Annotated in this window: 19 protein-coding genes; 6 read left to right on the top strand and 13 right to left on the bottom strand. The window is 50.9% G+C overall.

Going from position 1 to position 22068, the window contains the following annotated elements; translation table 11 throughout:
- Window positions 1–75 precede the first annotated feature (75 nt).
- The 8 genes from Q4E93_RS16850 to Q4E93_RS16815 all read right to left on the bottom strand — a co-directional run bounded on the left by Q4E93_RS16850 (window position 76) and on the right by Q4E93_RS16815 (window position 10688).
- Window positions 76–1110 carry a FecR family protein gene (locus tag Q4E93_RS16850; protein WP_303587154.1) on the bottom strand — a complete coding sequence of 345 codons (1035 nt, stop codon included), beginning with the start codon at window positions 1108–1110 and terminating at the stop codon, window positions 76–78.
- Window positions 1111–1213: 103 nt separating this feature from the next.
- Complete coding sequence (locus tag Q4E93_RS16845) at window positions 1214–1822, bottom strand: RNA polymerase sigma factor (RefSeq protein ID WP_303587152.1); 609 nt, start codon at window positions 1820–1822, stop codon at window positions 1214–1216.
- Window positions 1823–2055: 233 nt separating this feature from the next.
- Window positions 2056–2505: a hypothetical protein gene (locus Q4E93_RS16840; protein WP_303587150.1), complete on the bottom strand. Its 450-nt coding sequence runs from the start codon at window positions 2503–2505 to the stop codon at window positions 2056–2058.
- A gap of 99 nt (window positions 2506–2604) precedes the next feature.
- Window positions 2605–3435: a sulfite exporter TauE/SafE family protein gene (locus tag Q4E93_RS16835; RefSeq protein WP_303587149.1), complete on the bottom strand. Its 831-nt coding sequence runs from the start codon at window positions 3433–3435 to the stop codon at window positions 2605–2607.
- Window positions 3436–3447: 12 nt separating this feature from the next.
- Window positions 3448–3879: an EamA family transporter gene (locus tag Q4E93_RS16830; RefSeq protein ID WP_303587147.1), complete on the bottom strand. Its 432-nt coding sequence runs from the start codon at window positions 3877–3879 to the stop codon at window positions 3448–3450.
- Between the two features lie 23 nt (window positions 3880–3902).
- Entirely contained in the window at window positions 3903–5498 is a 1596-nt protein-coding gene (locus Q4E93_RS16825; RefSeq protein WP_303587146.1) for an FG-GAP-like repeat-containing protein, read from the bottom strand.
- A 6-nt stretch (window positions 5499–5504) separates the two neighbouring features.
- Window positions 5505–7301, bottom strand: a complete 1797-nt coding sequence (locus Q4E93_RS16820) for a RagB/SusD family nutrient uptake outer membrane protein (protein ID WP_303587144.1) — start codon at window positions 7299–7301, stop codon at window positions 5505–5507.
- Window positions 7302–7331: 30 nt separating this feature from the next.
- Window positions 7332–10688, bottom strand: a complete 3357-nt coding sequence (locus Q4E93_RS16815; RefSeq protein WP_303587142.1) for a SusC/RagA family TonB-linked outer membrane protein — start codon at window positions 10686–10688, stop codon at window positions 7332–7334.
- A 194-nt stretch (window positions 10689–10882) separates the two neighbouring features.
- Here Q4E93_RS16815 and Q4E93_RS16810 point away from each other — a divergent pair, with 194 nt between their 5' ends.
- Window positions 10883–11197, top strand: a complete 315-nt coding sequence (locus Q4E93_RS16810; RefSeq protein ID WP_303587141.1) for a hypothetical protein — start codon at window positions 10883–10885, stop codon at window positions 11195–11197.
- Between the two features lie 50 nt (window positions 11198–11247).
- Here the strand turns inward: Q4E93_RS16810 and Q4E93_RS16805 are convergent, their stop codons facing one another.
- From Q4E93_RS16805 to Q4E93_RS16785, 5 genes are all read right to left on the bottom strand, one after another.
- Window positions 11248–11826: a gluconate 2-dehydrogenase subunit 3 family protein gene (locus Q4E93_RS16805; RefSeq protein WP_303587139.1), complete on the bottom strand. Its 579-nt coding sequence runs from the start codon at window positions 11824–11826 to the stop codon at window positions 11248–11250.
- Between the two features lie 62 nt (window positions 11827–11888).
- Complete coding sequence (locus Q4E93_RS16800; RefSeq protein WP_303587137.1) at window positions 11889–13604, bottom strand: GMC oxidoreductase; 1716 nt, start codon at window positions 13602–13604, stop codon at window positions 11889–11891.
- 3 nt (window positions 13605–13607) lie between these two features.
- On the bottom strand, window positions 13608–15287 hold the full coding sequence (locus Q4E93_RS16795; protein ID WP_303587135.1) for a GMC oxidoreductase: 1680 nt from the start codon (window positions 15285–15287) through the stop codon (window positions 13608–13610).
- A gap of 138 nt (window positions 15288–15425) precedes the next feature.
- A complete protein-coding gene (locus Q4E93_RS16790; protein WP_303587133.1) occupies window positions 15426–16316 on the bottom strand; it encodes a hydroxypyruvate isomerase family protein in 891 nt (296 codons plus the stop codon).
- A 111-nt stretch (window positions 16317–16427) separates the two neighbouring features.
- Window positions 16428–17675 carry an MFS transporter gene (locus Q4E93_RS16785; RefSeq protein WP_303587130.1) on the bottom strand — a complete coding sequence of 416 codons (1248 nt, stop codon included), beginning with the start codon at window positions 17673–17675 and terminating at the stop codon, window positions 16428–16430.
- A gap of 178 nt (window positions 17676–17853) precedes the next feature.
- Here Q4E93_RS16785 and Q4E93_RS16780 point away from each other — a divergent pair, with 178 nt between their 5' ends.
- Genes Q4E93_RS16780 through Q4E93_RS16760 form a run of 5 tightly spaced genes read left to right on the top strand, consistent with a single transcriptional unit; the run spans window position 17854 to window position 22066 of the window.
- Complete coding sequence (locus Q4E93_RS16780) at window positions 17854–19014, top strand: Gfo/Idh/MocA family protein (protein ID WP_303587129.1); 1161 nt, start codon at window positions 17854–17856, stop codon at window positions 19012–19014.
- 22 nt (window positions 19015–19036) lie between these two features.
- The gene (locus Q4E93_RS16775; protein WP_303587127.1) at window positions 19037–20092 is read left to right on the top strand and encodes a sugar phosphate isomerase/epimerase family protein; all 1056 of its coding nucleotides are present in this window, start codon (window positions 19037–19039) and stop codon (window positions 20090–20092) included.
- A 56-nt stretch (window positions 20093–20148) separates the two neighbouring features.
- Window positions 20149–20556 (top strand): c-type cytochrome, encoded by a 408-nt coding sequence (locus tag Q4E93_RS16770; protein ID WP_303587125.1) that lies wholly within the window; start codon window positions 20149–20151, stop codon window positions 20554–20556.
- 27 nt (window positions 20557–20583) lie between these two features.
- Entirely contained in the window at window positions 20584–21279 is a 696-nt protein-coding gene (locus Q4E93_RS16765) for a 3-keto-disaccharide hydrolase (RefSeq protein ID WP_303587123.1), read from the top strand.
- Window positions 21280–21292: 13 nt separating this feature from the next.
- Window positions 21293–22066: a ThuA domain-containing protein gene (locus Q4E93_RS16760; RefSeq protein ID WP_303587121.1), complete on the top strand. Its 774-nt coding sequence runs from the start codon at window positions 21293–21295 to the stop codon at window positions 22064–22066.
- Window positions 22067–22068 lie beyond the last annotated feature (2 nt).

The raw sequence follows: 22068 nt of genomic DNA, 5'->3' as shown, positions 1-22068 counted from the left end.
AAATACTTATTTCTTACCCATGACAGCGGCTGTAACTGGCGGACTCGGTTCAATGGTTATGGACAATATGGTGCTCTAACGTAATACTGTAACTACTTTACCCTGTAACGAACAATGTATGTTTTGGTGCTCTAATTGATTCAAAATCTGTTGGATATTGGACTGACGTGAGAAGTTTCCGGTAAAACGCGCCTCCGGTATTCCCGACTGGTAGCGGATCTCAACATCGTAACAACGGGAGATGGCCTGCATGACATTTGATAGGGCATCATCCTTGAATTCCAGATCCCCGCTCTTCCAGGACAAGACATGATCGATGTCAACACCCTTTTGAAGCTTCATCGGAGGATTCGCTCCCGATGTAGGATACACTATTTCAGCTTGCTCACCTGGCTTGAGCTGCAAAGTTTCTGTACCTCTTATCACTTTCACCGCACCGTCTACAAGCGTTGTCTTGCTGGAAGACTCCTCACCATAGGCTTTCACGTTAAAATGCGTTCCCAACACCTCGATCTCGGCCCCTTTGATCTTAACATGGAAAGGTCTGGCAGCGCTGCCCGTCACCTCGAAATAGGCTTCACCCGTCAATTCCACCGTACGTTCAGACCCGCTGAAGCTCGCAGGATACTTCAATGTGCTGGCGGCATTCAACCAGATCTTACTGCCGTCAGCCAGCGTGAACTCCTGCTGCTGTCCCCCACGGGCGACCGAAAAAACTTTATTAAGAGCTATGACAGGATTATCTGCGACCGCTGCCTGTTTGTCTATCGAATGATTGTACCACAAATATCCCCCGGTGACCGCCAGCAAAACAGAAGCTGCCGCTATCCACATCGGCCTTCTCACTACCCGGCCAGTATTCAACCTTTTCACCGGCGCTAATCTTTCCTGCTCATCCAGTTTCTGCTCCAGTTGCCCCACCCACTCAGGAGAAGGAGCGACAGCAGCCAACGACCACTGTTCGAATAGTGCTTCATGTTCGTCTGCAATAATTCCCAGCTCATCGATCGAAGCGTCCTGGAGCCACCGTAAAAATGTTGCATATTCCTCCGGGGTATATTCCCCTTTAACGAAACGTGCAACAAATGATCGGGCATCCTTTAGATTCATAAAAATAAGGTGTTATGATAAAGACACGCACGGATAGTCAGGGGATACCCCGAAAAGCCTATTTTTTTGAAAAAAAATGCAGAAAACTTCAAGCAAGTGAAAATCAAATACTTAGAACATCAAAGAGGGAGAGAAAAACAAACAAGACCATCGATATCTGGGCATGATCGATCAAATACTGTCTTACAAATGCGGTTGCCTCATACAGTTGTTTCTTCACAGCCGCCCGGGAAATACCCAGCTTGCCGGCGATCTCATCCAGGGTAAAACCCTGCTCGATACGCATCTTTAAGATCTCCCGCCGCCTGGGCGTCAGCTTATCCATCCCCTCTGCCGCAATATGATAGTATTGCTTATACAAGACGGCATGCTCGGAATGATGCGCAGACGTGGACTCCATCCCTTCATCCAGCTCCCGGGTCTGCTGCTGGACCTTTAGCGACCGGAAATAGTTGAACACCGTATTCCGCGATACGATGAATATATAATCCTTAAAGCTATCCACCGTCGCCAGGCGCTGACGCTTCTCCCACATCTTTATGAAGATATCCTGCGTCAATTCCTCCAGGTTATCCCTGGAAGGCACAAAAAGACGCACATACTGTTGGACAATCTTGTAATAGTACCCATACAACTGCCTGAAAGCTTCTCTGTCATCCTGGGCTACACGATGAAGCAGCTCTTTTTCATTATGTATAAATTCAATTGACACAGGATATTAGCGTGTGGTTGACCTTAAAAATAGGGGGAATGAAGCAATACGGCAACTATCGGGCCACACCTTAGAGGCAGATGGATAAACTGAGAAGGGCTGAGGTAATGACATATCGGGCGTCAGGGGTTCTTATTCTTGAAATTAATAAGATATTCCCAGTTAACCCGCTTTTGCATAAAAAAATGCCCTGGCCGGTAAATCGGGCCAGGGCTGACACCATAGAAAGATCTTTAATCCAGCGGGGTGGCGTCCAGGATCACCACCTTGGCAAGGACATCCCCACTGGGAAGAGTAGGCTGAGATCCATCGATCGTCCGGAACCCTATATATACATTGCCCTTGGAATGGATCGCATTGTAGGTAATCCCGGTAATCTCCTCCGGCAACGCATCATACGTATTCCCTCCGTCAAAAGAAAGATAAACGATCACCCCTCCATTGGCAACGATCTTATCGTCTATCTCCGGCACACTCAGATTGGTCGCATATTGGTTCAATGGCGAGCCGGTCCCTCCCGTATAGGTATCCACCTTCCAATCCCCCGAATGAATAGTGTAAATAGCAGAAAAGCCCTGGTCCACTACCTGGGTAGTATGTTTTGTACAGGAGCCCAATCCAATAAGTGAAACGAACAATGCGGCGATCATGGTAGTCCTGGTCAATGCGGTGTGTTTTGTCATACTAGGTTTTTTATCTTATTAGAGTTAATACAATGCAAAAAGTTAGCCCGTTATTGTGCTCAGACGTGTTAAAAAAACAAAGGTTTAATTAAAAGGAGATTAAAGCTGCCCCAGCAGGATGCGGATACCTACTAACCCCAGGGAAACAGCCAGGGCCCGCTCGATGGCCCGCCCTCGTATCCGGTGAGAAAAATAAGCGCCAGCCTGAGCGCCGGCAATCGCCCCCAGCCCCAAACAGAATACCATGCGCTGTATCGCCGGATCATGATAGCTGCCCTGCACTATATGCACCACCACACTCACCACGGACATGACAGCCAGTATAAAATGAGAGGTAGCAGTGGCTATATGCACCGGGAATTGTAGCCAGTTGATCAAGGCAGGCACATGAATAATGCCTCCTCCGATGCCCAGGATCGGCGAGATAAATCCCACCACCAGGCTAATCCCCCAGCCAATATACTGGTTGTAAGAATAACGATAGGTCTCTCCCTTCCGGTCTGTCAGGATGCGGACCTGGGTAGATCTCCCATATCCCTTATTCACAGGTATCTTCTTATAGTCCTTCTTCGAAAACAATAAATAAAAAGCAAGAAGGATCAGCAAGCCTCCGAATACCATAGAAAACAGCGATCTCGATATTACCCTGGTGACCATCACTCCCAAAATGCTTCCCGGTATGGTAAAAGCTGCAAATTGTATGCCTGCCTTATAATCCACCCGCTGCGCGCGCGCATAAGCCAATGTTCCCGAAATAGCATTACATGCGACGATCGCCATGGAGATGGCCGTGATCGTGTCAGGCGCTAAAGAAGGATACAGGAATAACAGCACAGGCACGAGGATAAACCCTCCTCCTGCCCCTATCAGCGTACCAAGTCCACCTACCAATAACCCTATGGCAAACAACAACCAGACGGAATCCATCATGTATTTATTGAATTATTTCCATACCAGCACTAACATGCCCGCGAAGATAAGGATAGCCGCCAGCATTACCCGCAATGTCAGGGGCTCGCGAAGAAAAACAAAGGACAACAATATGGTAAAAACGATACTTCCCTTATCGATCACACTCACCTCGGACACCTTCCCCATTTGCAAAGCCCGGTAGTAAAACAACCAGGATAAGCCCGTAGCAATGGCCGACAAAATAAGGAAAAGCCAGTTGCTGCGTGAAAGCCCTCCTACCTCCTTTCCATGTCCCCGGTACAGCACGATCCCCCAGGTGATCAAAAGGACCACGGCTGTCCGCACGGCAGTGGCAAGATCAGAGTTGACATCCTTCAACCCCGCCTTGGCGAAGATCGCCGTAAGAGCTGCAAAAAATGCGGACAGCAACGCATACAACACCCACGTAGAAAGATTCGCCATAGACCCCAAAGATAGCCGAAAACTTACTTTCCGCTGTTCCTCAGCAGCATAAATGGAGGGCCTTTTTTCCAGTCCGTAGCGCCGTGGTCGAAGACAGGACCCACGCTGCAATTCGCCAGCAGGACATCCGGCCACCCGTCTCCATCCACATCCTGTACATCCATGGTGATCCATCTTCCCACCTCCGTACCCGGCACCGTATGGGGATCGAAATGCAGTCCTTTGTTGTTATGCAGGTATATGAATCCCTCCTCGGGATGATGACTGTAATCCGCAAAATAAGCCGTGGCCGCGATATCCGGCAGGCCGTCCCTGTCCAGGTCAGTGGCCATGGCCCGGTAGCAGCCATTCATTTGGAAAAAATATTGTTGTGTAAAATGGACAGCGCTGTCATTGATGAAGATATAGATCCCGTGATAGGGCTTGAGCACGGTGGAGAAATCTCCGTTGTCTCCGCAGGTATATAGAATATCCTTCCTGCCATCCCCATTGAGATCGGCCAGTTCGAAATACGTAGAACCATAACTGGGGGGAAATCGCAGCACCTCCCGCTCGGAGAACTGTCCCCCGCCCTTATTGGTATACAAAAAGATGCCTTCCTCGCCCTGTGCAAACAATACCCAGATATCGGGCAGGCCGTCGTGATCATGATCCTCTATCACCACGCGGATAGCCCCCGGCATATTACGCAATATATGCTTTGCATAGGTGCCGTCACCCCTGTTTTCCAGCCAGCTGAGCTCACCCTTGATATATCCGAACTCGCAGACTACTATATCCTTCCTGCCATCCCCATTGAGATCGGCTTCGGCTATGTGCACAGGACGTAGGAGGCCCTGGTGCACAGTGGTGAACGTCGGAGTCATAAATGGCTTCCCCGGCACCCACCGGTCTATATATCCCGCCATGGTATTATTCGGTTGAAAAGCTCCGATATTGCAGGCCAGGAACCCTGTATCGCTATGTACCATCGAGACCACTGCCCCTGGAACAATTGCCGTAGCTGCAGGTTGTAATTTCTTGTTCCATCGGGAAAATGAATGGGTCAGTATATCCGAACTCATCACCTGTTGCAGGAGACTGTCATATTGTATAAAACAGGTAGCAGGTGGCGATGGGTCAACTCCGCCCGGTGCAGCAGCCACCATTTGCGGCAGCATGATCCTGAATCTGGCCGTATCCGGCCGAAGCGCCTCCGTACGTGGCGGTACCGTCAGGCTGTCCGGGGCCAGGGCCGTATAATAAGTAATGATATCCCCCCACTCCTCCGCAGTCAGCATGGGCGCAGACGGATAGAACCCTCTGCCCACATTCGGATCCTGGCTGTTTTCAGGGTAACGTTGATGCATGTATTCGAATATGCCCAGGCGCGGCCCCATGGCTGGCAGTACGCCTTTCTCCCACGTCCCGGCCCCCAGCAGATCAGGCAAGGGCAGCATATGACAGGACTGGCAATATTTCACCGCCAGCGCCTCACCCCGGGCAATGTCTGCGTCTTTCACTCCCGCACGGGAATGGTTCTTATGGTAAGGGGCGGCCGTATTACACGCGGCCGCCCCCATCATCCCGGATAACAGCATATAGCAGGCTGCCCGGAACCTTATATTATTTAAAAGCATGCGTTCTCAATACCCCTTGTTCTGTTTCAGCTTCCCGTTGCTCAGATCGATCTGCGCCTGTGGAATGGGGAAATATTCATTCTTGTCTGCTGTAAAATTACCTGTCGACAGATCACCGGTGATCTGTCTTTCATATGCAAAATACGCATTCAGCGCCGTCGCCGCAATACCCCATCTTGCCAGGTCAAAGAAACGATGGCCTTCGCAGGCAAGCTCCAGCTTTCGTTCGAAATAGATGGCCGGCAACGCGGTAGTCGCGTTAAAAGCTCCGGGTGCATATTGACTGATGACATAATTAGCGGCCGGAGTTGCTGAAAACCCACCCATCGGCTTGGTATCATCGATATATTTGTGCAGGATATTGACAGGTTTGGCTGCCCTGGCCCGGACAAAATTCACATAGGTTTCAGCCTGGGCGAAATTGCCTAATTGAGCTTCGCATTCAGCGGCCATCAGCAGCACATCCGCAAAACGGATAATACAGTAATTGATCGCCGATCCGGGCGCCCAGGTGCTCTGATCGGAATAGGTCCCGGCGGTAGCCTGCCAGTATAGGTTCTTCTTGTTGGAATAAGGCCCGGCTGAACCCTGGTCGCGAATCCAGTTATTGCCAGGATGCAGACCCCAGTCATGCACGGGTATGCCTCTCCGGGCAATCGTCCAGTCAATACGGGGATCCAGGTTGCCCGCATCCGGTGTAAAGGGCTTGTCCGAGGCGATTCCCTGATCATTCGCAACAGCGTGACTATTATAATCCGTCACATAGGGCAGCCCGCCGGCATCCGTACGGTATGAATTGGCAAGGTCCACAGACGGTTGGAAAAAGCCGCAGCACCGGAAAGGACTGTTATAAGGGAAATTCAGCATGTCGCCGCCATTGGCATGAGCGATGGAATTGGTCCCATCATGGGCGGTCATTTGTATCGCAAACACTGACTCCTTATTGTTCTTTGCCGACGCATCGAAATTATCAGCAAACCTGTCCGTCAGTCCATAGGATAAATTGTTGGAAGTTACCCCGCCGGCCCCGGGGCCCCCATAAGTATTGGGGATCACCTGGTCGAACAGGGCCTTGGCTTCCGTATACTTCTTTTCATACAGGTATACTTTCGCCAGGTAGCACATGGCTCCCCATTTATTGATCGCCCCGACATTGGTCTGGGTCACAGGCAGGCTGTCGACCGCTACCTTCAGGTCAGCCTCTATCTGGGGATAGATGTCCTTATCGTTGGGCTGGTTGAAATCCTTGGTAGTCTCGTCGATCCAGGGCACCATATGGAAGAAGCGCCGCAGCTCGAAATAAAAATGGGCCCGCAGGAATTTGGCTTCGGCGGAAAATTCCGTGCGGTCCGCTGCCGAGATATAAGGATCGGTAGAAGCCGCCAGTGTGGCCAATGTTGAATTACAACGGGTGACGCCTTCATACAAAGCCCTCCATTTGTTATTGAAGAATCCATTGGAAGGGATCTCCTGTGCATTGGCTATCGGCACGATAGGAGGTTGGTCGCTGATACTGCTGCCTTTATGGGAATCGCCGCCCGCCACGCTGCCATAGATCCAGTTGCTAGGCGAAGCTTCCCATCCGTTTCCTCCGCCAACGGCGGCATTCCCCTGGCCCTGACCGTCCAGGATGGCATAAGAGCCCATCAGCAGGGCTGTGACCCCCGCTTTGTTATTTACCTGCGAGGGAACAAGTGCACCCAGGGCAGGCTTATCCAGGAATCCTCTGCTGCAGCCGACGATCAGCAAGGTAGAGGCGGTCAATGCGACACCGATATAGGGCAAATATTTCTTAATGTTCATTTTGATATTTTTTGTCTTTAGCAATAAGCACTAAAATGTGATCTGTAATCCAAGTAAATATTGACGGGGATTGGCATAAGAGCCCTCATCCACACCAAAGTCCGTTGCAGAGTTCTGGCCATTCATTGAATTGACAGAGATCTCGGGGTCTACACCGGAGTATTTCGTGATGGTGAAAAGGTTGGCGGCCTGCAGATAAGCCCGCACCCTGGATATGCCTATCTTGTTAAGATTGCTGGTCCCGAATGTATAGCCCAGCGTCATGTTCTTCGCGCGCAGATAAGACCCTTTTTCCACGAAATATGAATTAGGTACCGTATTCGTACTGCCATTGCTTCCATTCACGGCATCCTGGATAGGCCCCTTGGCATTATGGTTGTCAAAAGTCCATGAATTATACAGGGCGGTCTTGCTGGAGGCAGCACCCGGGAAAGACCCGTAAAAATCCGTCCACCATTTCACATTGTTCCAGATATCGTTGCCATACACGCCGTACAGGAATACACTGAAGTCAAAATGCTTGTAATCCAGGCCCAGGTTGAGTCCATAGGTGAATTTCGGACTTGGGTTACCCAGGAATGTCTTGCTGGTGGCGTCTATAAATCCCTGTTTCGTATTGTCGGCATAACGGAAACGGCCGATTCCCTCGTCCGCCTGGTATTTGGCATTGGGATTGCCGGTGGCTTTCTGCGCTGAAAGATCCGCCGCATCCAGCTCCGCCTGGCTGTTCCAGAATCCGATGATCTTGTACCCATAGAATGAGCTGACAGGATGGCCTACGGCATTGCGGACAATAAAGCTTCCATTGAACCGCCGGCCATCAAGATCGAAATATTTAGAGCCGTTGGCATCTATCTGCTGTATCTTATTGCTCACCGTAGTAAAGGTCAATGATCCCGTCAGTTTCAGATCACGGGTCAGGTCTGTCTGGCCGGAGATCATCAGGTCGATACCCGAATTCTTCATACGGCCCACATTATAAGCCGGAACAGTCGCCGCACCCTCCGCACCCAGCAGCGTGGTCTGGAACAGCAGGTCCTTAATGCTCTTATTATACCAATCCAGGCTGACAGTCAGCTTGCCTTGCAAAACAGTGAGATCAAACCCGACATTGGCATTGCCATCCTGCTCCCATTTAGCATTGGGATTGCCGATCTGGGATTGACTTAGGCCATATACAACGGAGTTGCCACTGCCCGTAATGTCATAATAAGTCGTTTGCTTGTTGGACCCATACAGCGTATAGGAGTTCGTGCCAAGGGCATTGAACTGGTTGCCCATGATGCCATATGATCCCCGGATCTTCAGGTCCGTGATCCAGTGCGCGTCTTTCAGGAAGCTTTCCTGGGAGATCCGCCATCCCGCACTGACCGCATAAAAATTACCCCAGCGGTTGGTGATGAACTTGGAGGAACCATCACGACGGAAAGTAGCCCCTAACAAATATTTTTCCGAAAAGATATAATCGGCGCGTGCAAAATACGACACCAGGCTCTCGCCGGCGCCCACTGGCGCTTTATAGTTCGCGGAAGTCGGACTATAGCCGATGATGGGATTGGCGTTACTGTAAGTGGTAGGAGTACCAGATCCGGTGGAAAGATTGACATAGTTAGGATCCCAGGAGAAAAATCCCTGGATGGATCCCCCAATATTATGGTTGATGAATTGACGGCTCTCCATGCCGCCCACCAGCTTGAGATTATGATCTCCCTTCACCAGGTTGTAAGTGAAGGTATTGCTCCAGGTCCAGTCTGTCCCGTTGTAGGAAGATTCGTTATAGCCGGGCTGGGTATATTGTGGCTCGGCATTATAAAAGTCGGGCTTATTGAAAGTGTGGCTCCATCCATAATAATATTCACCACCATAGCTGGTGCGGAAAGTCAGACCCTTGATCAGATCTATTTCACCATACACATTCCCGAAAAGCCTCCCGGCTAATCCCCTGTCATCACCCGTATTCGCCTGCAATGCCACTGGGTTCCTGGGATTGTTCAACCCTTTCGGAGCAGTGCCCGCATAGCCTCCTTTTATATCATGCACAGGGATGATGGGATTTTCACGCATGGCATATCCAATGGCGCTGCCTTCTACCAGGATGCCGCTGACGGCCTGCGGGTTCTGCGTTGCCGAATAAGCGATATTCTCGCCTACCCTCACTATCTTACCTACCTTATAGGTGGTGTTGGCACGTATGGTGTACCGCTTGAGATACGTATTGATCAGCGTCCCCTGCTGATTGAAATAGTTGAAGGAGAAAAGATAGCTGCTCTGGTCGTTGCCGCCGGAGAGCGTGACATTGTGCTGCTGGATGGGCTTCTTCTTGAATATCTCATGGTACCAGTCCGTACCGGCCTTGTTGGCGGCAGCGATCTGGTAATATTTAGCGCCCGTTGGATCCGCAAAATACAATGACGGATCGGCTGCTGGCGAGCCGGACGCAAATCCTCCCGTATTGGTTGTCGACCCCACCGTACCGTTGACCAGGAAATCCGGCATCACCGGAGTAGCGCCATACCCGTAAATATTGCTGCCTACAGGCTTTTGCAGCGTCGGATTAAGCGCGTTGTAATTCTGCCCCGCCTTGAACAGCAGCTGCCCGCCCTCCGTGGGATTCAATATGTCCCAGACATTTCCTCCCTTCGGCACCTGCAGCCCATAATATCCATCATACGATACTTTAACCTTGCCGGTTCCCCTTCTGGTTGTAATGACGATGATGCCATTTGAAGCGCGCGATCCATAAATACTGGCGGCGCCGGCATCCTTCAGCACCTGCATGCTGGATACATCGTTGGGATTAAGATCGTTTACATTCTGCGTCGGCACGCCATCAACAACATACAAGGGTGTGTTATTACCGAATGAATTGAATCCCCTGATCCGTATCACAGGGGCCTGTCCCGGCTGACCGGAACCCACGACCGCTACGCCCGAAGCCTGCCCCTGCAGCATATTCACCACATCGGGCACCGGCTGCTTCCTGGCATCCGCAAGATCCACCACCGATACAGCGCCCGTAAGATCTTTTTTACGCTGTGTGGCATAACCCGTGACTACGATCTCATTCAACGAGGCTGTCGTTACCGCAAGAGAAATATCCCCGAGAGAAGACCTTCCTCCCACCGGGATCTCCAGTTTGACAAACCCCACGGATGTGATCACTAATGTACTGTTGTCGGCTGCCTCGATGGTGAAAGTCCCATCGGCAGCAGTCTGTGTAGCCGTTTTTCTCCCCTTGACTTCCACCGTCGCACCCAACAATGGCTGTTTATCCCCGCCGCTGAGGACCTTACCGGTGATTTTTTTCTGTGCAAAAAGAAGATGAGAGGGAAGAAAAAGGCATAGGAATAGGCATGCCCTTAGAAGAGCGTTAGTTTTGAATGGCATATGCAAGGATAATCGTTTTTTACATAGGCTGGTTTAAGCCGTGACGATTAATATATGAAAGTACCAGAGAATAGCTGAATGTAATGATATTTTTTTAACTTTTTCTTGTACTTTTATTAACTACACTTGCTAGTGTCTAACCCTTAAGGATATCTAAAAGATATACCGTTACATTTTATGAAAAGTCACAACCCATGCGCATTTCATCTATTTTTCTTTTCACTGCATCAACATCCCTGCTGACAATAGCAATCGGTTGTAAAAGACGGCTCTCTCCTGCTGAGATAAAAGACAACCTGGAAAAAGCCATGACCGCCCACCTGATGAAGGAACAGCTGCGCGACTCAACGCACTTTCGCTTCAAGATAGAAGATGTGGCGTACTTCGACGGGAAAGAATATTACGACTGCGAGTTTAAGGTACACCTGTTCAGGGAAGAAGGTGGAGATACGACAGGGATTATCAAAGGGACGGTCTCTAAGGATTTTGCTGTGATCAATAAAAAATAGTAGGGCAGCGGAGCTGTGGTCCCCTGCCCTATATTAAGGTGAATTTACTTCTATGTGGTCGCCCAGGCCTTCTCGCCTTTCTTATAATCGATGCATCCCTCATACTTTCCCGGCACTGCAACATAGCGCAATGCCTTCGTAGCGCCCGGCTCGGAAGTGAAATAGCCCCATAAGGTCAGCTCCTTCATCATGCGGAAATAGTGCGTTGGATCTTCCTCTTTTTTCTTGGCCGCATATGCTTTCTGTTCTTTATCCATCTCCACCAGCAGATCATGTCTTTCCTCCGGCTTGATGTCCTGGAATCCATGGCCATACTTCTTCTTGCTGCTTTCGTTCAGCTTTTGCATGCCGTCGATGAATATTTTCTGGTCCTTATCCGTATAGCAATCCCGGACAATACGGGTCATGAACTCCCCAACCTTGGCTTCTTTAGCCCCTGGCGTATCCGTGGCCGGCAGGATCGTCTCTGCGACCTCATCCAAAAAGGCGACGTCATCATTCGAGAAATTAATGCCGGCGCCCCCGATGTTCTTTTCAGGTTGCGAACATCCGGACAGAAAAGCTTCGGCTCCCAGGATCGTTCCTCCCAGCAGCAAGCTTACTCTCGAAATTGCATCTCTTCTGTTCATAGTAACATTTTAAAATTTACACTTAATATTTCACTTGTAGCTTGCAGCTTGTCGCTTGAAGCTTAAATGTTTCCTTTTTTCAATTCGCTCACCGCAAAATCCGCTGCCCTGGTCGTCAATGCCATATAAGTCAACGAAGGATTCTGGCAGGCGGCTGAGGTCATACAGGCCCCATCCGTCACAAAAACATTTTTAGCATCCCACACCTGGTTATTGCCATTGAGTACGGATGTCTTTGGATCCTTGCCCATACGCGCCGATCCCATCTCATGGATGCCATCCCCCACATGATGACCATTGTCCCATGAATGCACGTTTTTAAAGCCCGCGGCTTCCAGCATAGCCACACCCTCCGAAAGCATATCCTTTCGCATCTTCTTCTCATTCTCTTTCAGCTCCGCATCCATATTCAGAACAGGCAGCCCCCATTTATCTTTCTTCTCCTTGTCCAACGATATCTTGTTCTCATGATAAGGCAGCAGCTCTCCGAATCCCGTCATGCCCATGGTCCATTGTCCCGGCTCCGTCAAAGTTTCCTTCAGGCTGAGCCCAATACCCAGCTCGGCTACATCCCGCTTCCAATCCTGCCTGCTCGCACTGCCCTGGTAGCCAAAGCCCCTCAGGTAATCACGTTTGTCCCCATGCAGGTTGGCAAACCGCACGATATAAAAACCATTCGCACGCCGGCCATACACATATTTATCTTCATAGCCCTCGATCGTTCCCGATGCACCTACGTTATAATGGTGATCCATGATATTATGCCCCAGCTCTCCACTGCTGCTGCCCAGCCCGTCCGGCCATACATGCGTCGCCGAATTCATCAGGACCCAGGCGCTGTTCAAAGCGCTGGCATTTACAAAGACGATCTTCGAATAATACTGATATGTATTGTTGTTCTCGGAATCAAGGATCTCTACCCCCTTCGCCTTCTTCGTATCCTTGTCATACAGGATCTTTGTGACGATGGAATATGGCCGCACCGTTAGCTTGCCCGTCGCCATCGCCGCGGGCAGCGTGGAGGATTGCGTGCTGAAATAGCCCCCGAACGGACAACCTTCCCAGCAGCGATTGCGGAACTGGCACTGCGTACGCCCCGGTATAGGTGCGGTCAGGTTGGCGACACGACCGATGATCATATGCCGTTGGTCCTTCCAATGCGCTTTGATCCTGGAAGCCACATCCTTTTCCACGCAATTCAATTCCATCGGTGGAAGGAACTGGCCATCCGGTAATTGAGGCAGCCCCTCGACAGAGCCGCTGATGCCGGCAAAACGCTCCACATGGTCGTACCATGGCGCCAGGTCCTTATATCGTATCGGCCAGTCGACAGCCCATCCATCCTTGGCGTTGGCCCCGAAATCAAAGTCGCTCCACCGGTAGCTTTGCCGGCCCCAAAGAATACTACGCCCTCCCAGCTGATAGGAACGCCACCAGTTGAAAGGCTTGGTCTCCGTATAGGGACAATCCACATCTTTGGACCAGTATTTTATAACTTCCTCCTTGGTACCCCAGGTACGGCCAATGTAAGGATGATCGGTCAGCTCCTGTTGTGTCACCTTGCCGCGATGCGGAAATTCCCAGGGAGCGTTATTGGTGGTCTTATAATCCTTTATATGCTCGAAATTACGCCCTCTCTCCAGCATGAGCGTTCTCAATCCTTTTTCAGTAAGCTCTTTGGCCGCCCACCCGCCACTGATGCCGCTGCCTATGACAATGGCATCGTAGGTATTCTGCGGCACCGCGCTCGTATTGATCTTTAGTGAATCTCCGGGCATATATTAAATATTGCCTTTTTTAAGCTCCTTCACCGCATGGTCGGCGGCCCTCGCCGTCATCGCCATATACGTGAGAGAAGGATTGACACAAGCCGCGGACGTCATGAATGAGCCATCCGTCACAAATACATTCTTCGCGTCCCACACCTGGTTGAAAGCATTCAGAACGGAAGTCTTGGGGTCCTTGCCCATCCGCGCCGTGCCCATCTCATGGATGCCCCGCCCGGGATAAGGGTTGCCGCTGTATCCATGCACATTTTTCACCCCGGCAGCCTCCAGCATCTCTACAGCGTCGGCTTCCATGTCCTTACGCATCTTCAGCTCATTGTCCTTTAATTCACAGTCGATGTTCAGGACATTCAGTCCCCATTTATCCTTCTTCGTCTTATCCAGCGTCACCTTATTGTCGTGATTGGGTAAGATCTCTCCGAACCCTCCGATATGCATCATCCAGGGCCCCGGTTCCGTCAGCGCCTCCTTATATTCCTTCCCAATGCTGTATTCCGCCACTTCATGGTTATAGCCTTCCCTGCCCCCTCCGCCCTGGTAGCCGAAACCCCGCAGGTAATCGCGCTTGTCGCCGAACATATTGCGGTACCGGGGGATGTAAATGCCGTTTGCACGACGCCCGGAATAATATTTGTCCTCATATCCTTCCACCATGCCACCGGCACCCACACCCAGATGATGGTCCATCAGGTTATGCCCCAGCTCGCCGCTGCTGCTGCCTAGCCCGTCCGGCCATATGTCCGTAGCCGAGTTCATCAGGATCCAGGCGCTATTGAGCGTGGAAGCATTCAGGAAAACGATCTTTGCAAAATATTGGTACGTCTTGTTCGTCTCCGCATCCAGCACCTCTACGCCCGTGGCCTTCTTCTTGTCCTTATCATACAGGATCTTCGTAACGATGGACCAGGGCCGCAGCGTCAGATTGCCCGTCGCCACAGCAGCCGGCAGCGTGGAAGACTGCGTGCTGAAATACCCTCCGAAAGGACAGCCCAACCAGCATTTGTTCCGGAACTGGCAGCCAGGCCGTCCACCATGCGGCACGGTGATATTGGCCACACGGCCGATGATCATATGACGGTTGCCTTTATAGTGCTCCTTCAGCCGGACCGCAATATCCTTTTCCACACAGGTCATATCATATGCAGGCAGGAACTGGCCATCAGGCAGGTGAGGCAATCCCTCCTTACTGCCGCTGATGCCTGCAAACCGCTCCACATAATCATACCAGGGCGCAATTTCCTTGTACCGCACCGGCCAGTCGACAGCAATGCCTTCCTTGGCATTGGCTTCAAAATCATAATCGCTCCAGCGATAGCTTTGACGCCCCCACATCAGCGAACGGCCGCCGACATGATACCCCCTGAACCAGTCGAATCGCTTCGTCTCCGTATAAGGACATTCACTATCCTTTACCCAATAATCCAGGTTCCACTCACTCAGCGGATAATCCCTTTTCAGGACAGGATATTCAGCTTTCATCTGCTCGGTCGCCTTGCCGCGATGCGGGAGATCCCAGGCTTCCTTATTGGCATTGACATAATCTTTTACATGCTCGATATTTCTGCCACGCTCCAGCATGATCACCTTCAACCCTTTTTCAGTAAGCTCCTTCGCAGCCCATCCTCCACTGATACCGCTGCCTATTACAATCGCATCGTACGTGTTTTCAGCCATATTCTTTTTTTTAGCCTCAAGCTGCAAGCTACAAGCCGCAAGCCTGACCTTTATTAAATATTAAATCCTCGTTCTCTTAAATGAACCCACCTTGTAGCTTGTAGCTTGAAGCTTGTCGCTTGCAGCTAAACATCACAGCTACACATCACAGATCTTCACCCCCTGTTTCAGGGACTTTAATTTATCCTCCCGGGCAGGAATGAACTCCTGCGCAACATACCCCTTAAATCCCGTCGCAAGGATCGCCCGCATAATGGCGGGATAATACAGTTCCTGCGAATCGTCGATCTCATGCCTGCCAGGAACGCCGCCCGTATGGTAATGCGCAAAATATTGATGGTTGTCGTTAATGGTGCGGATCACATCCCCTTCATCGATCTGCATATGGTAAATGTCATACAGCAGCTTGAAATTTTCAGAGCCTACTGCCTTCACCAGTTCGACACCCCATTTCGAGTTGTCGCACATCTGGTCCGGATGATTCACCTTGCTGTTCAACAGCTCCATCACAATGGTAACGCCTTTCTGCTCCGCCAGCCCGATGATCTGCTTCAATCCCGCCACGCAATTCTTAATGCCCGTCTCCCGGTCCATCCCCTCGGAATTGCCGCTGAAACAAATGAGCTGCTTGTACCCCGCTTTCGCCACCAGATCGATATGCTCAGTGTAATTTTTTACCAATGTATCATGATATTCGGTGTGGTTCCAGCCCTTGGTCAGGCTGATCTCCGCGCCATTGCACATGGACGACCAGATGCCATTTTGCTGCAGGATGGGCCAGTCCTTGGGACCTACCAGGTCGATGGCGCTGAAACCTATTTTCTTCACAGCTACGCATAATTGTTCCAATGGAATATCCCCATAGCACCACCGGCATACGGAGTGATTGATATTACCTTTCAAGGCCATGTTCGTTTGATTTGCTGCTTCGGAAGTACTGAAGGACGACAGCATCCCTGCTGATCCCAATGCGGCTGTTCCCGCTACGATATTTTTTATTGCAAGGCGTCGGGAAGGTTGTTTAGACATAAGTGGTTCCGGTCATTAAAAAAAGAAAGTTACAAAATGTTCCAATGCAATCGATAACAAAAGTGATGCATGGCAGGAAAAAAAGATTAAAAAAGTATTAATGTGCGGCTGTCAATGCGCAGCGCCGGCCTGCACCTGCTGTTTGTGAGCAGCGTAAGATTTACGGCGCACAAAATAGATCAGCACAAATACCACGATCAGTATCGCAGGCATAATAGCCACTTTCATTAACGTATTGGAGCCCGCTATGGCATCCGCTTGCGCAGAACTGGATCCTGTGGCCACAGCCGCATCTTTAAAGTCCTGATACCATTTTCCCATCAATGGAAGTATCAGCGACACGGAGAACATCCCTGCCCCTCCCATCAACGAAAGCCCCAATGCTCCCGTCTTTGGTAAATATTCCGCTACAAAGCCCAGCATGGTAGGCCAGAAAAAACAGATCCCCACCGCAAATACCAATGCAGCCCCAAAAGCCCCGTAACCACTTGCATTGCTCAATAAAACAAGCCCGATGGCGGCAAAAATGGCCGAAAAGATCAACATCCCATTGGGGTTCAACCGATGTACGACCGGCCCCGCAAACGATCTGCCCAATGCCATAAGACCATTGATAAACACCAACACCAGGATGCCCGAAACATTGGCTCCCTGCAATAAGGCGACAATCCACTGATTCGTACCTAATTCAGTGGCCGCAGTCAGGAACATACAAAGGAGCATGACGATAAACAGCGGCGAAAGACAAGCCAGGAACATATCCTTCGTGCTCACTCCCGAGGTGACCCTTTCCGTCTTGGGAAAATCCAGCTTCCAGAACAGCACTCCATAAATAACAGCAGGAATGAACAATACACTGATCAGTAAATGCCAGCCCAGATGCAAAGTGTCCATCAACAAATAGGCTATAAGGCCGCCCACCGCAAGCCCGCCCGGAAACCAGACGTGAAACCGGTTCAGCATCTTGGTCTTATTATTCGGATACAATGTCACTGTCAGCGGATTGCAGGCGGCTTCCACCATCCCATTACCGATGCCAGTGCATAACGTGCCTATAAATAACATAGTCGCATCCTTGGCCAGCAGATAGACGATCACGCCGGAAATATGGCCGATGAAAGCAAGTCCTAATAATCTTTTCATCCCAATCACATCACACAGCGGTCCCCCAAAGATCATGGCCAGCGTGAATCCATAAAAAGCCGGACTGAATATCCAGCCTAACTGCTCCTTGGTTAAATGGAACTCATTGCTCCAAACCCCCTCTAAAGAAGCGCGGAAGGCAAAAGTCATAGCAGTAAAGATGAGCGCAATACGGCTGGCGAGAAAAAGTTTGTTGGATTGAATGGTGGGAGCCATAGCAAGTTCGTTTTATAGTTTGTAAATGTAATTTTTTATTTTAAAAATACTACAGCAGAATGCCTGTAACATCAATAATTTTTTAATTATTGTCCTAGTTCCGTAAAGAAACATTAAAATTGCAGTCGCAGAATGGACCACAGGTCCATTATCACACCAATAGAAGAAACCAGATATCATGAACAGAAAACTTAGAATGGGAATGATCGGCGGAGGCAAGAACGCCTTCATCGGCGCCGTTCACCGGATCGCTGCCAATATGGACGGACTCATCGAGCTGGTCTGCGGCGCACTCAGCAGCAACCCCGCTACAGCAAAAGAATCCGGCCTGGCCCTGTTCCTCCCGGAGGACCGCATCTACGGCAGTTATAAAGAGATGATAGAAAAGGAAAGTCAGCTGCCGGACGACAAACGAATGGATTTTGTCGCCATCGTCACGCCCAATCACGTCCATTTTGAACCGGCCATGCTGGCCCTCGAAAAAGGTTTTCACGTCGTCATCGACAAACCCATGACCTTCTCGCTGGACGAAGCGAAACAATTACAGAAAAAAGTGAAAGAGACGGGATTGCTGCTCTGCCTCACCCACACTTACTCGGGCTATCCCATGGTAAAACAAGCCCGGCAGATGGTGAAGGAAGGCGCCTTCGGTAAGATACGCAAGATCTATGTGGAATATCCCCAGGGCTGGCTCAGCCGCCTTTCCGAAAAAGACGGTAGCAAACAGGCGGAATGGCGCACAGACCCATCCCGCTCCGGCAAGAGCGGCTGTATGGGCGACATCGGCACGCACGCTGCCCACCTGGCGGAATATATCAGCTGCCTCCAGATCAAACAGCTCTGCGCAGACCTGACCATATTTGTGGAAGGACGCGCCCTGGACGATGATGGCAACGTCCTCTTACGCTTCGACAACGGCGCCACCGGCGTCCTATTCGCCTCCCAGGTGGCGGCAGGAGAAGAGAATGCCCTCAAGATCCGCATCTATGGAGAAAATGGCGGCCTGGAATGGTCCCAGATGGAACCCAATACCCTCCTGGTAAAATGGCTGGACCAGCCGACACAGGTGTATCGTGCCGGCATGGGCTATCTCTCATCCTATGCGAAACACAACACCAGGACCCCCGGAGGACATCCGGAAGGCTACCTGGAGGCCTTCGCCAACCTCTACCGCAATTTCGCGCTGGCAGTAGCTGCAAGGCTGGACGGAACAGTCCCTTCTCCCGAAGTACTGGACTTCCCCTCCGCCGCCGACGGCGTTCGCGGCATGGCATTTGTCGAGAATGTGGTCAAAAGCAATGAAAGCCCCGAAAAATGGACTTTCTTCAGAATAGATTAATTACCAATCAAAATATTGCCACATGACTACCATTAAAGGCCCGGCTATTTTTTTGGCCCAGTTCCTGGGAGACAAGCCTCCGTTCAATTCTCTGGCTTCCATCTGCAAATGGGCGGCCAGCCTCGGTTACATCGGCGTGCAGATCCCCAGCTGGGACAGCCGCTGCATCGACCTTCAAAAGGCGGCGGAAAGCAAGACCTATGCAGATGAAATTAAAGGCATCGTCCAGGATGCGGGTCTCCAGATCACCGAGCTCTCCACCCACCTCCAGGGTCAGCTGGTGGCCGTACATCCGGCCTATGACACCCTGTTCGACGGCTTTGCCCCCGCACAAGTGCACAACAACCCCAAAGCCCGGCAGGAATGGGCTGTCCAGCAATTGAAATACGCGGCAAAAGCATCCCGGAACCTGGGCCTGAACGCCCACGCCACTTTCAGCGGAGCCCTGCTCTGGCCCACGGTCTATCCCTGGCCCCAGCGTCCTGCAGGCCTGGTGGAGACAGGCTTTAAAGAGCTGGCCGCACGCTGGATGCCCATCCTCGATGAATTTGATAAAAATGGGGTCGACCTCTGCTACGAGATCCATCCGGGGGAAGACCTCCATGACGGTATCTCTTACGAAATGTTCCTGGAGCATACCAACAACCATCCCCGCGCCTGCCTGCTCTATGACCCCTCCCATTTCGTCCTCCAATGCCTGAATTACCTGGAATACATCGATAATTATCACGAACGCATCCGGATGTTCCACGTCAAGGACGCAGAATTCAATCCCACAGGCAAACAGGGCGTCTATGGAGGCTACCAGGGCTGGGTCGATCGCGCAGGCCGCTTCCGCTCGCTGGGCGACGGTCAGGTGAACTTTAAATCCATCTTCAGTAAGCTCACCGCCTACGATTTTAAAGGCTGGGCCGTGCTGGAATGGGAATGCGCCCTCAAACATCCTGAGGACGGAGCCCGGGAAGGCGCCATCTTTATAAAAGATCATATCATCCGGGTCACCGAAAAAGCATTCGACGACTTCGCCGGCACTGGCAGCGATGAAAAATTTAATCGCTCCGTTCTGGGGTTGAAATAGTATTATTTCGGAACTTGAGGGCCCTACGGTCAAAAGAAAAATTTAAAAAAAGAATCATGAGCAGAAAATTATTAGTCATTCTATCCTGTACCATCTTCGCCGCCGCCTGCGGCAACTCAGGAGAATCCAAACCCACGGACACCACCGCCAAGACACCTTCCACTTCCACAGCACCCGCAACGACCAATGCCGACAGCAAAGGTCTCGAACTCATCGGCGCCAGCGATTGCACCACCTGCCATCGTCTCGACAAGGCAGGCAGCGGCGCTTCCATCGGACCCGCTTACAGCGAAGTGGCAGCAAAATATAGCCCGGCAGCAGACTCCACTGTCAACAGGCTGGTAAAAAAGATCATCTCCGGCGGCAGCGGCGTTTGGGGCGCCGTTCCTATGACCCCTCACCCTTCTATACCCGAGCCTGACGTAAAGGAAATGGTAAAATATATCCTGACACTGAAAAAGTAGAGCTGCTACTACACGTAACTATTCAACATGAAGTATACACTGATTGCATTGCCTGCCGCCCTGTTGTTGATGGCAGCCCTGCCGCTTTCGAAACATAATAATATGACTGCAGAGGGATGGAAGCCATTGTTCGACGGCAAAACTACCAGCGGATGGCACACCTACGGGAAATCCCGCGCTGACGCCCAATGGGAAGTAAAGGACGGCGCCCTGCACCTCGATAAATCCAAAGGCGGCGGCGGCGATCTGCTCACAGACAAGGAATACGGCAATTTCGATCTTAAGCTGGAATGGAAAATAGCGCCAAAAGGCAACAGTGGCTTGCTCTTCTATGTTCACGAAGATCCCGCCAAATACCAGGAAGCCTATTACACAGGTCCCGAAATGCAGGTGCTGGACAACGACGGTCACCCCGATGGCAAGATCCACAAACACCGGGCAGGAGACCTGTACGACCTGATCCCCTGCTCCAAAGAAACGGTGAAGCCGGTGGGCGAATGGAATGAAGTAGAGATCATCAGTAAAGATGGAACCCTGAAATTATTCCTCAATGGAACCAACGTGGTGACCACTACCCTGTGGGATGAGCATTGGAAAAACATGGTGGCAAACAGTAAATTCCGACAGTGGCCCGATTTTGGCACATTTAAAAGCGGTAAGATCGACCTGCAGGACCATGGCAACGAAGTGTGGTACCGAAACATTAAAATAAAAGAACTTTAATAAAAGCCTCCACATGAGATCATTGAGACCTTCCGACTTTATCCGTTATGCGGCAGTCCTGGCATTTGTCACAGGCAGCATCCTCCTGATGAGCTTCGCCGGCCATAACAAGCCCTGGCCGGAGATCTTTGCAAAACGAAAAGTATTGATCTTCTGCAAGACCAATGGCTATCACCATGCCAGCATAGCCGCAGGCACCGCCGCGATCCGGAAGCTGGGAGAACAAAACGGCTTCGACGTGGACGTCACCGTGGACTCCACTCAGTTCCGCTATAAGATCCTGAAAAAATATGCGGCGCTTATTTTCCTTAGCCCCACCGGTAAGGTCTTCGGCCCCGAAGAAGAAAAAGGCCTCCAGGAATATATCAAGCATGGCGGCGGATTCGTAGGCATTCACGCAGCCACCGATTGTGAATACGATTGGCAATGGTATGGCGATCTGGTGGGCGGATATTTCAAATCCCATCCCAAACAGCAGCAGGCCAACATCATTGTTGTCGATAAGGATAATGCTATCACCAAAGGCCTTCCCGAAACATGGTCCCGCTGGGACGAATGGTACAATTTCAAATACCTCAATCCCAATCTTCATATACTATTGAAGATCGACGAAAAATCCTATACGGGAGGAGAGAACGGGGACAATCATCCCATGGCCTGGTATCATGAATACGAAGGAGGAAGAGCGTTCTACACGGAGCTGGGCCACACGGACGAGTCCTTCGCAGAGCCGCTTTACCTGGGTCACCTGCTGGCCGGTATCCAATACGCCATGGGCAAAAAATAAAT

The organism is Flavitalea plasmicola (genome assembly GCF_030546645.1).
GTDB lineage: Bacteria > Bacteroidota > Bacteroidia > Chitinophagales > Chitinophagaceae > Puia.
Note: the sequence above shows the minus strand (reverse complement) of the source record. Positions and strands in the feature narration are given on the sequence as shown.

Bases quoted from the DNA above. Each gene is read 5' to 3' on its own strand.
- Q4E93_RS16850 (WP_303587154.1), bottom strand. From the start codon at position 1,110: ATGAATCTAAAGGATGCCCGATCATTTGTTGCACGTTTCGTTAAAGGG.
- Q4E93_RS16840 (WP_303587150.1), bottom strand. From the start codon at position 2,505: ATGACAAAACACACCGCATTGACCAGGACTACCATGATCGCCGCATTG.
- Q4E93_RS16835 (WP_303587149.1), bottom strand. From the start codon at position 3,435: ATGATGGATTCCGTCTGGTTGTTGTTTGCCATAGGGTTATTGGTAGGT.
- Q4E93_RS16830 (WP_303587147.1), bottom strand. From the start codon at position 3,879: ATGGCGAATCTTTCTACGTGGGTGTTGTATGCGTTGCTGTCCGCATTT.
- Q4E93_RS16825 (WP_303587146.1), bottom strand. From the start codon at position 5,498: ATGCTTTTAAATAATATAAGGTTCCGGGCAGCCTGCTATATGCTGTTA.
- Q4E93_RS16820 (WP_303587144.1), bottom strand. From the start codon at position 7,301: ATGAACATTAAGAAATATTTGCCCTATATCGGTGTCGCATTGACCGCC.
- Q4E93_RS16815 (WP_303587142.1), bottom strand. From the start codon at position 10,688: ATGCCATTCAAAACTAACGCTCTTCTAAGGGCATGCCTATTCCTATGC.
- Q4E93_RS16810 (WP_303587141.1), top strand. From the start codon at position 10,883: ATGCGCATTTCATCTATTTTTCTTTTCACTGCATCAACATCCCTGCTG.
- Q4E93_RS16805 (WP_303587139.1), bottom strand. From the start codon at position 11,826: ATGAACAGAAGAGATGCAATTTCGAGAGTAAGCTTGCTGCTGGGAGGA.
- Q4E93_RS16800 (WP_303587137.1), bottom strand. From the start codon at position 13,604: ATGCCCGGAGATTCACTAAAGATCAATACGAGCGCGGTGCCGCAGAAT.
- Q4E93_RS16795 (WP_303587135.1), bottom strand. From the start codon at position 15,287: ATGGCTGAAAACACGTACGATGCGATTGTAATAGGCAGCGGTATCAGT.
- Q4E93_RS16790 (WP_303587133.1), bottom strand. From the start codon at position 16,316: ATGTCTAAACAACCTTCCCGACGCCTTGCAATAAAAAATATCGTAGCG.
- Q4E93_RS16785 (WP_303587130.1), bottom strand. From the start codon at position 17,675: ATGGCTCCCACCATTCAATCCAACAAACTTTTTCTCGCCAGCCGTATT.
- Q4E93_RS16780 (WP_303587129.1), top strand. From the start codon at position 17,854: ATGAACAGAAAACTTAGAATGGGAATGATCGGCGGAGGCAAGAACGCC.
- Q4E93_RS16775 (WP_303587127.1), top strand. From the start codon at position 19,037: ATGACTACCATTAAAGGCCCGGCTATTTTTTTGGCCCAGTTCCTGGGA.
- Q4E93_RS16770 (WP_303587125.1), top strand. From the start codon at position 20,149: ATGAGCAGAAAATTATTAGTCATTCTATCCTGTACCATCTTCGCCGCC.
- Q4E93_RS16765 (WP_303587123.1), top strand. From the start codon at position 20,584: ATGAAGTATACACTGATTGCATTGCCTGCCGCCCTGTTGTTGATGGCA.
- Q4E93_RS16760 (WP_303587121.1), top strand. From the start codon at position 21,293: ATGAGATCATTGAGACCTTCCGACTTTATCCGTTATGCGGCAGTCCTG.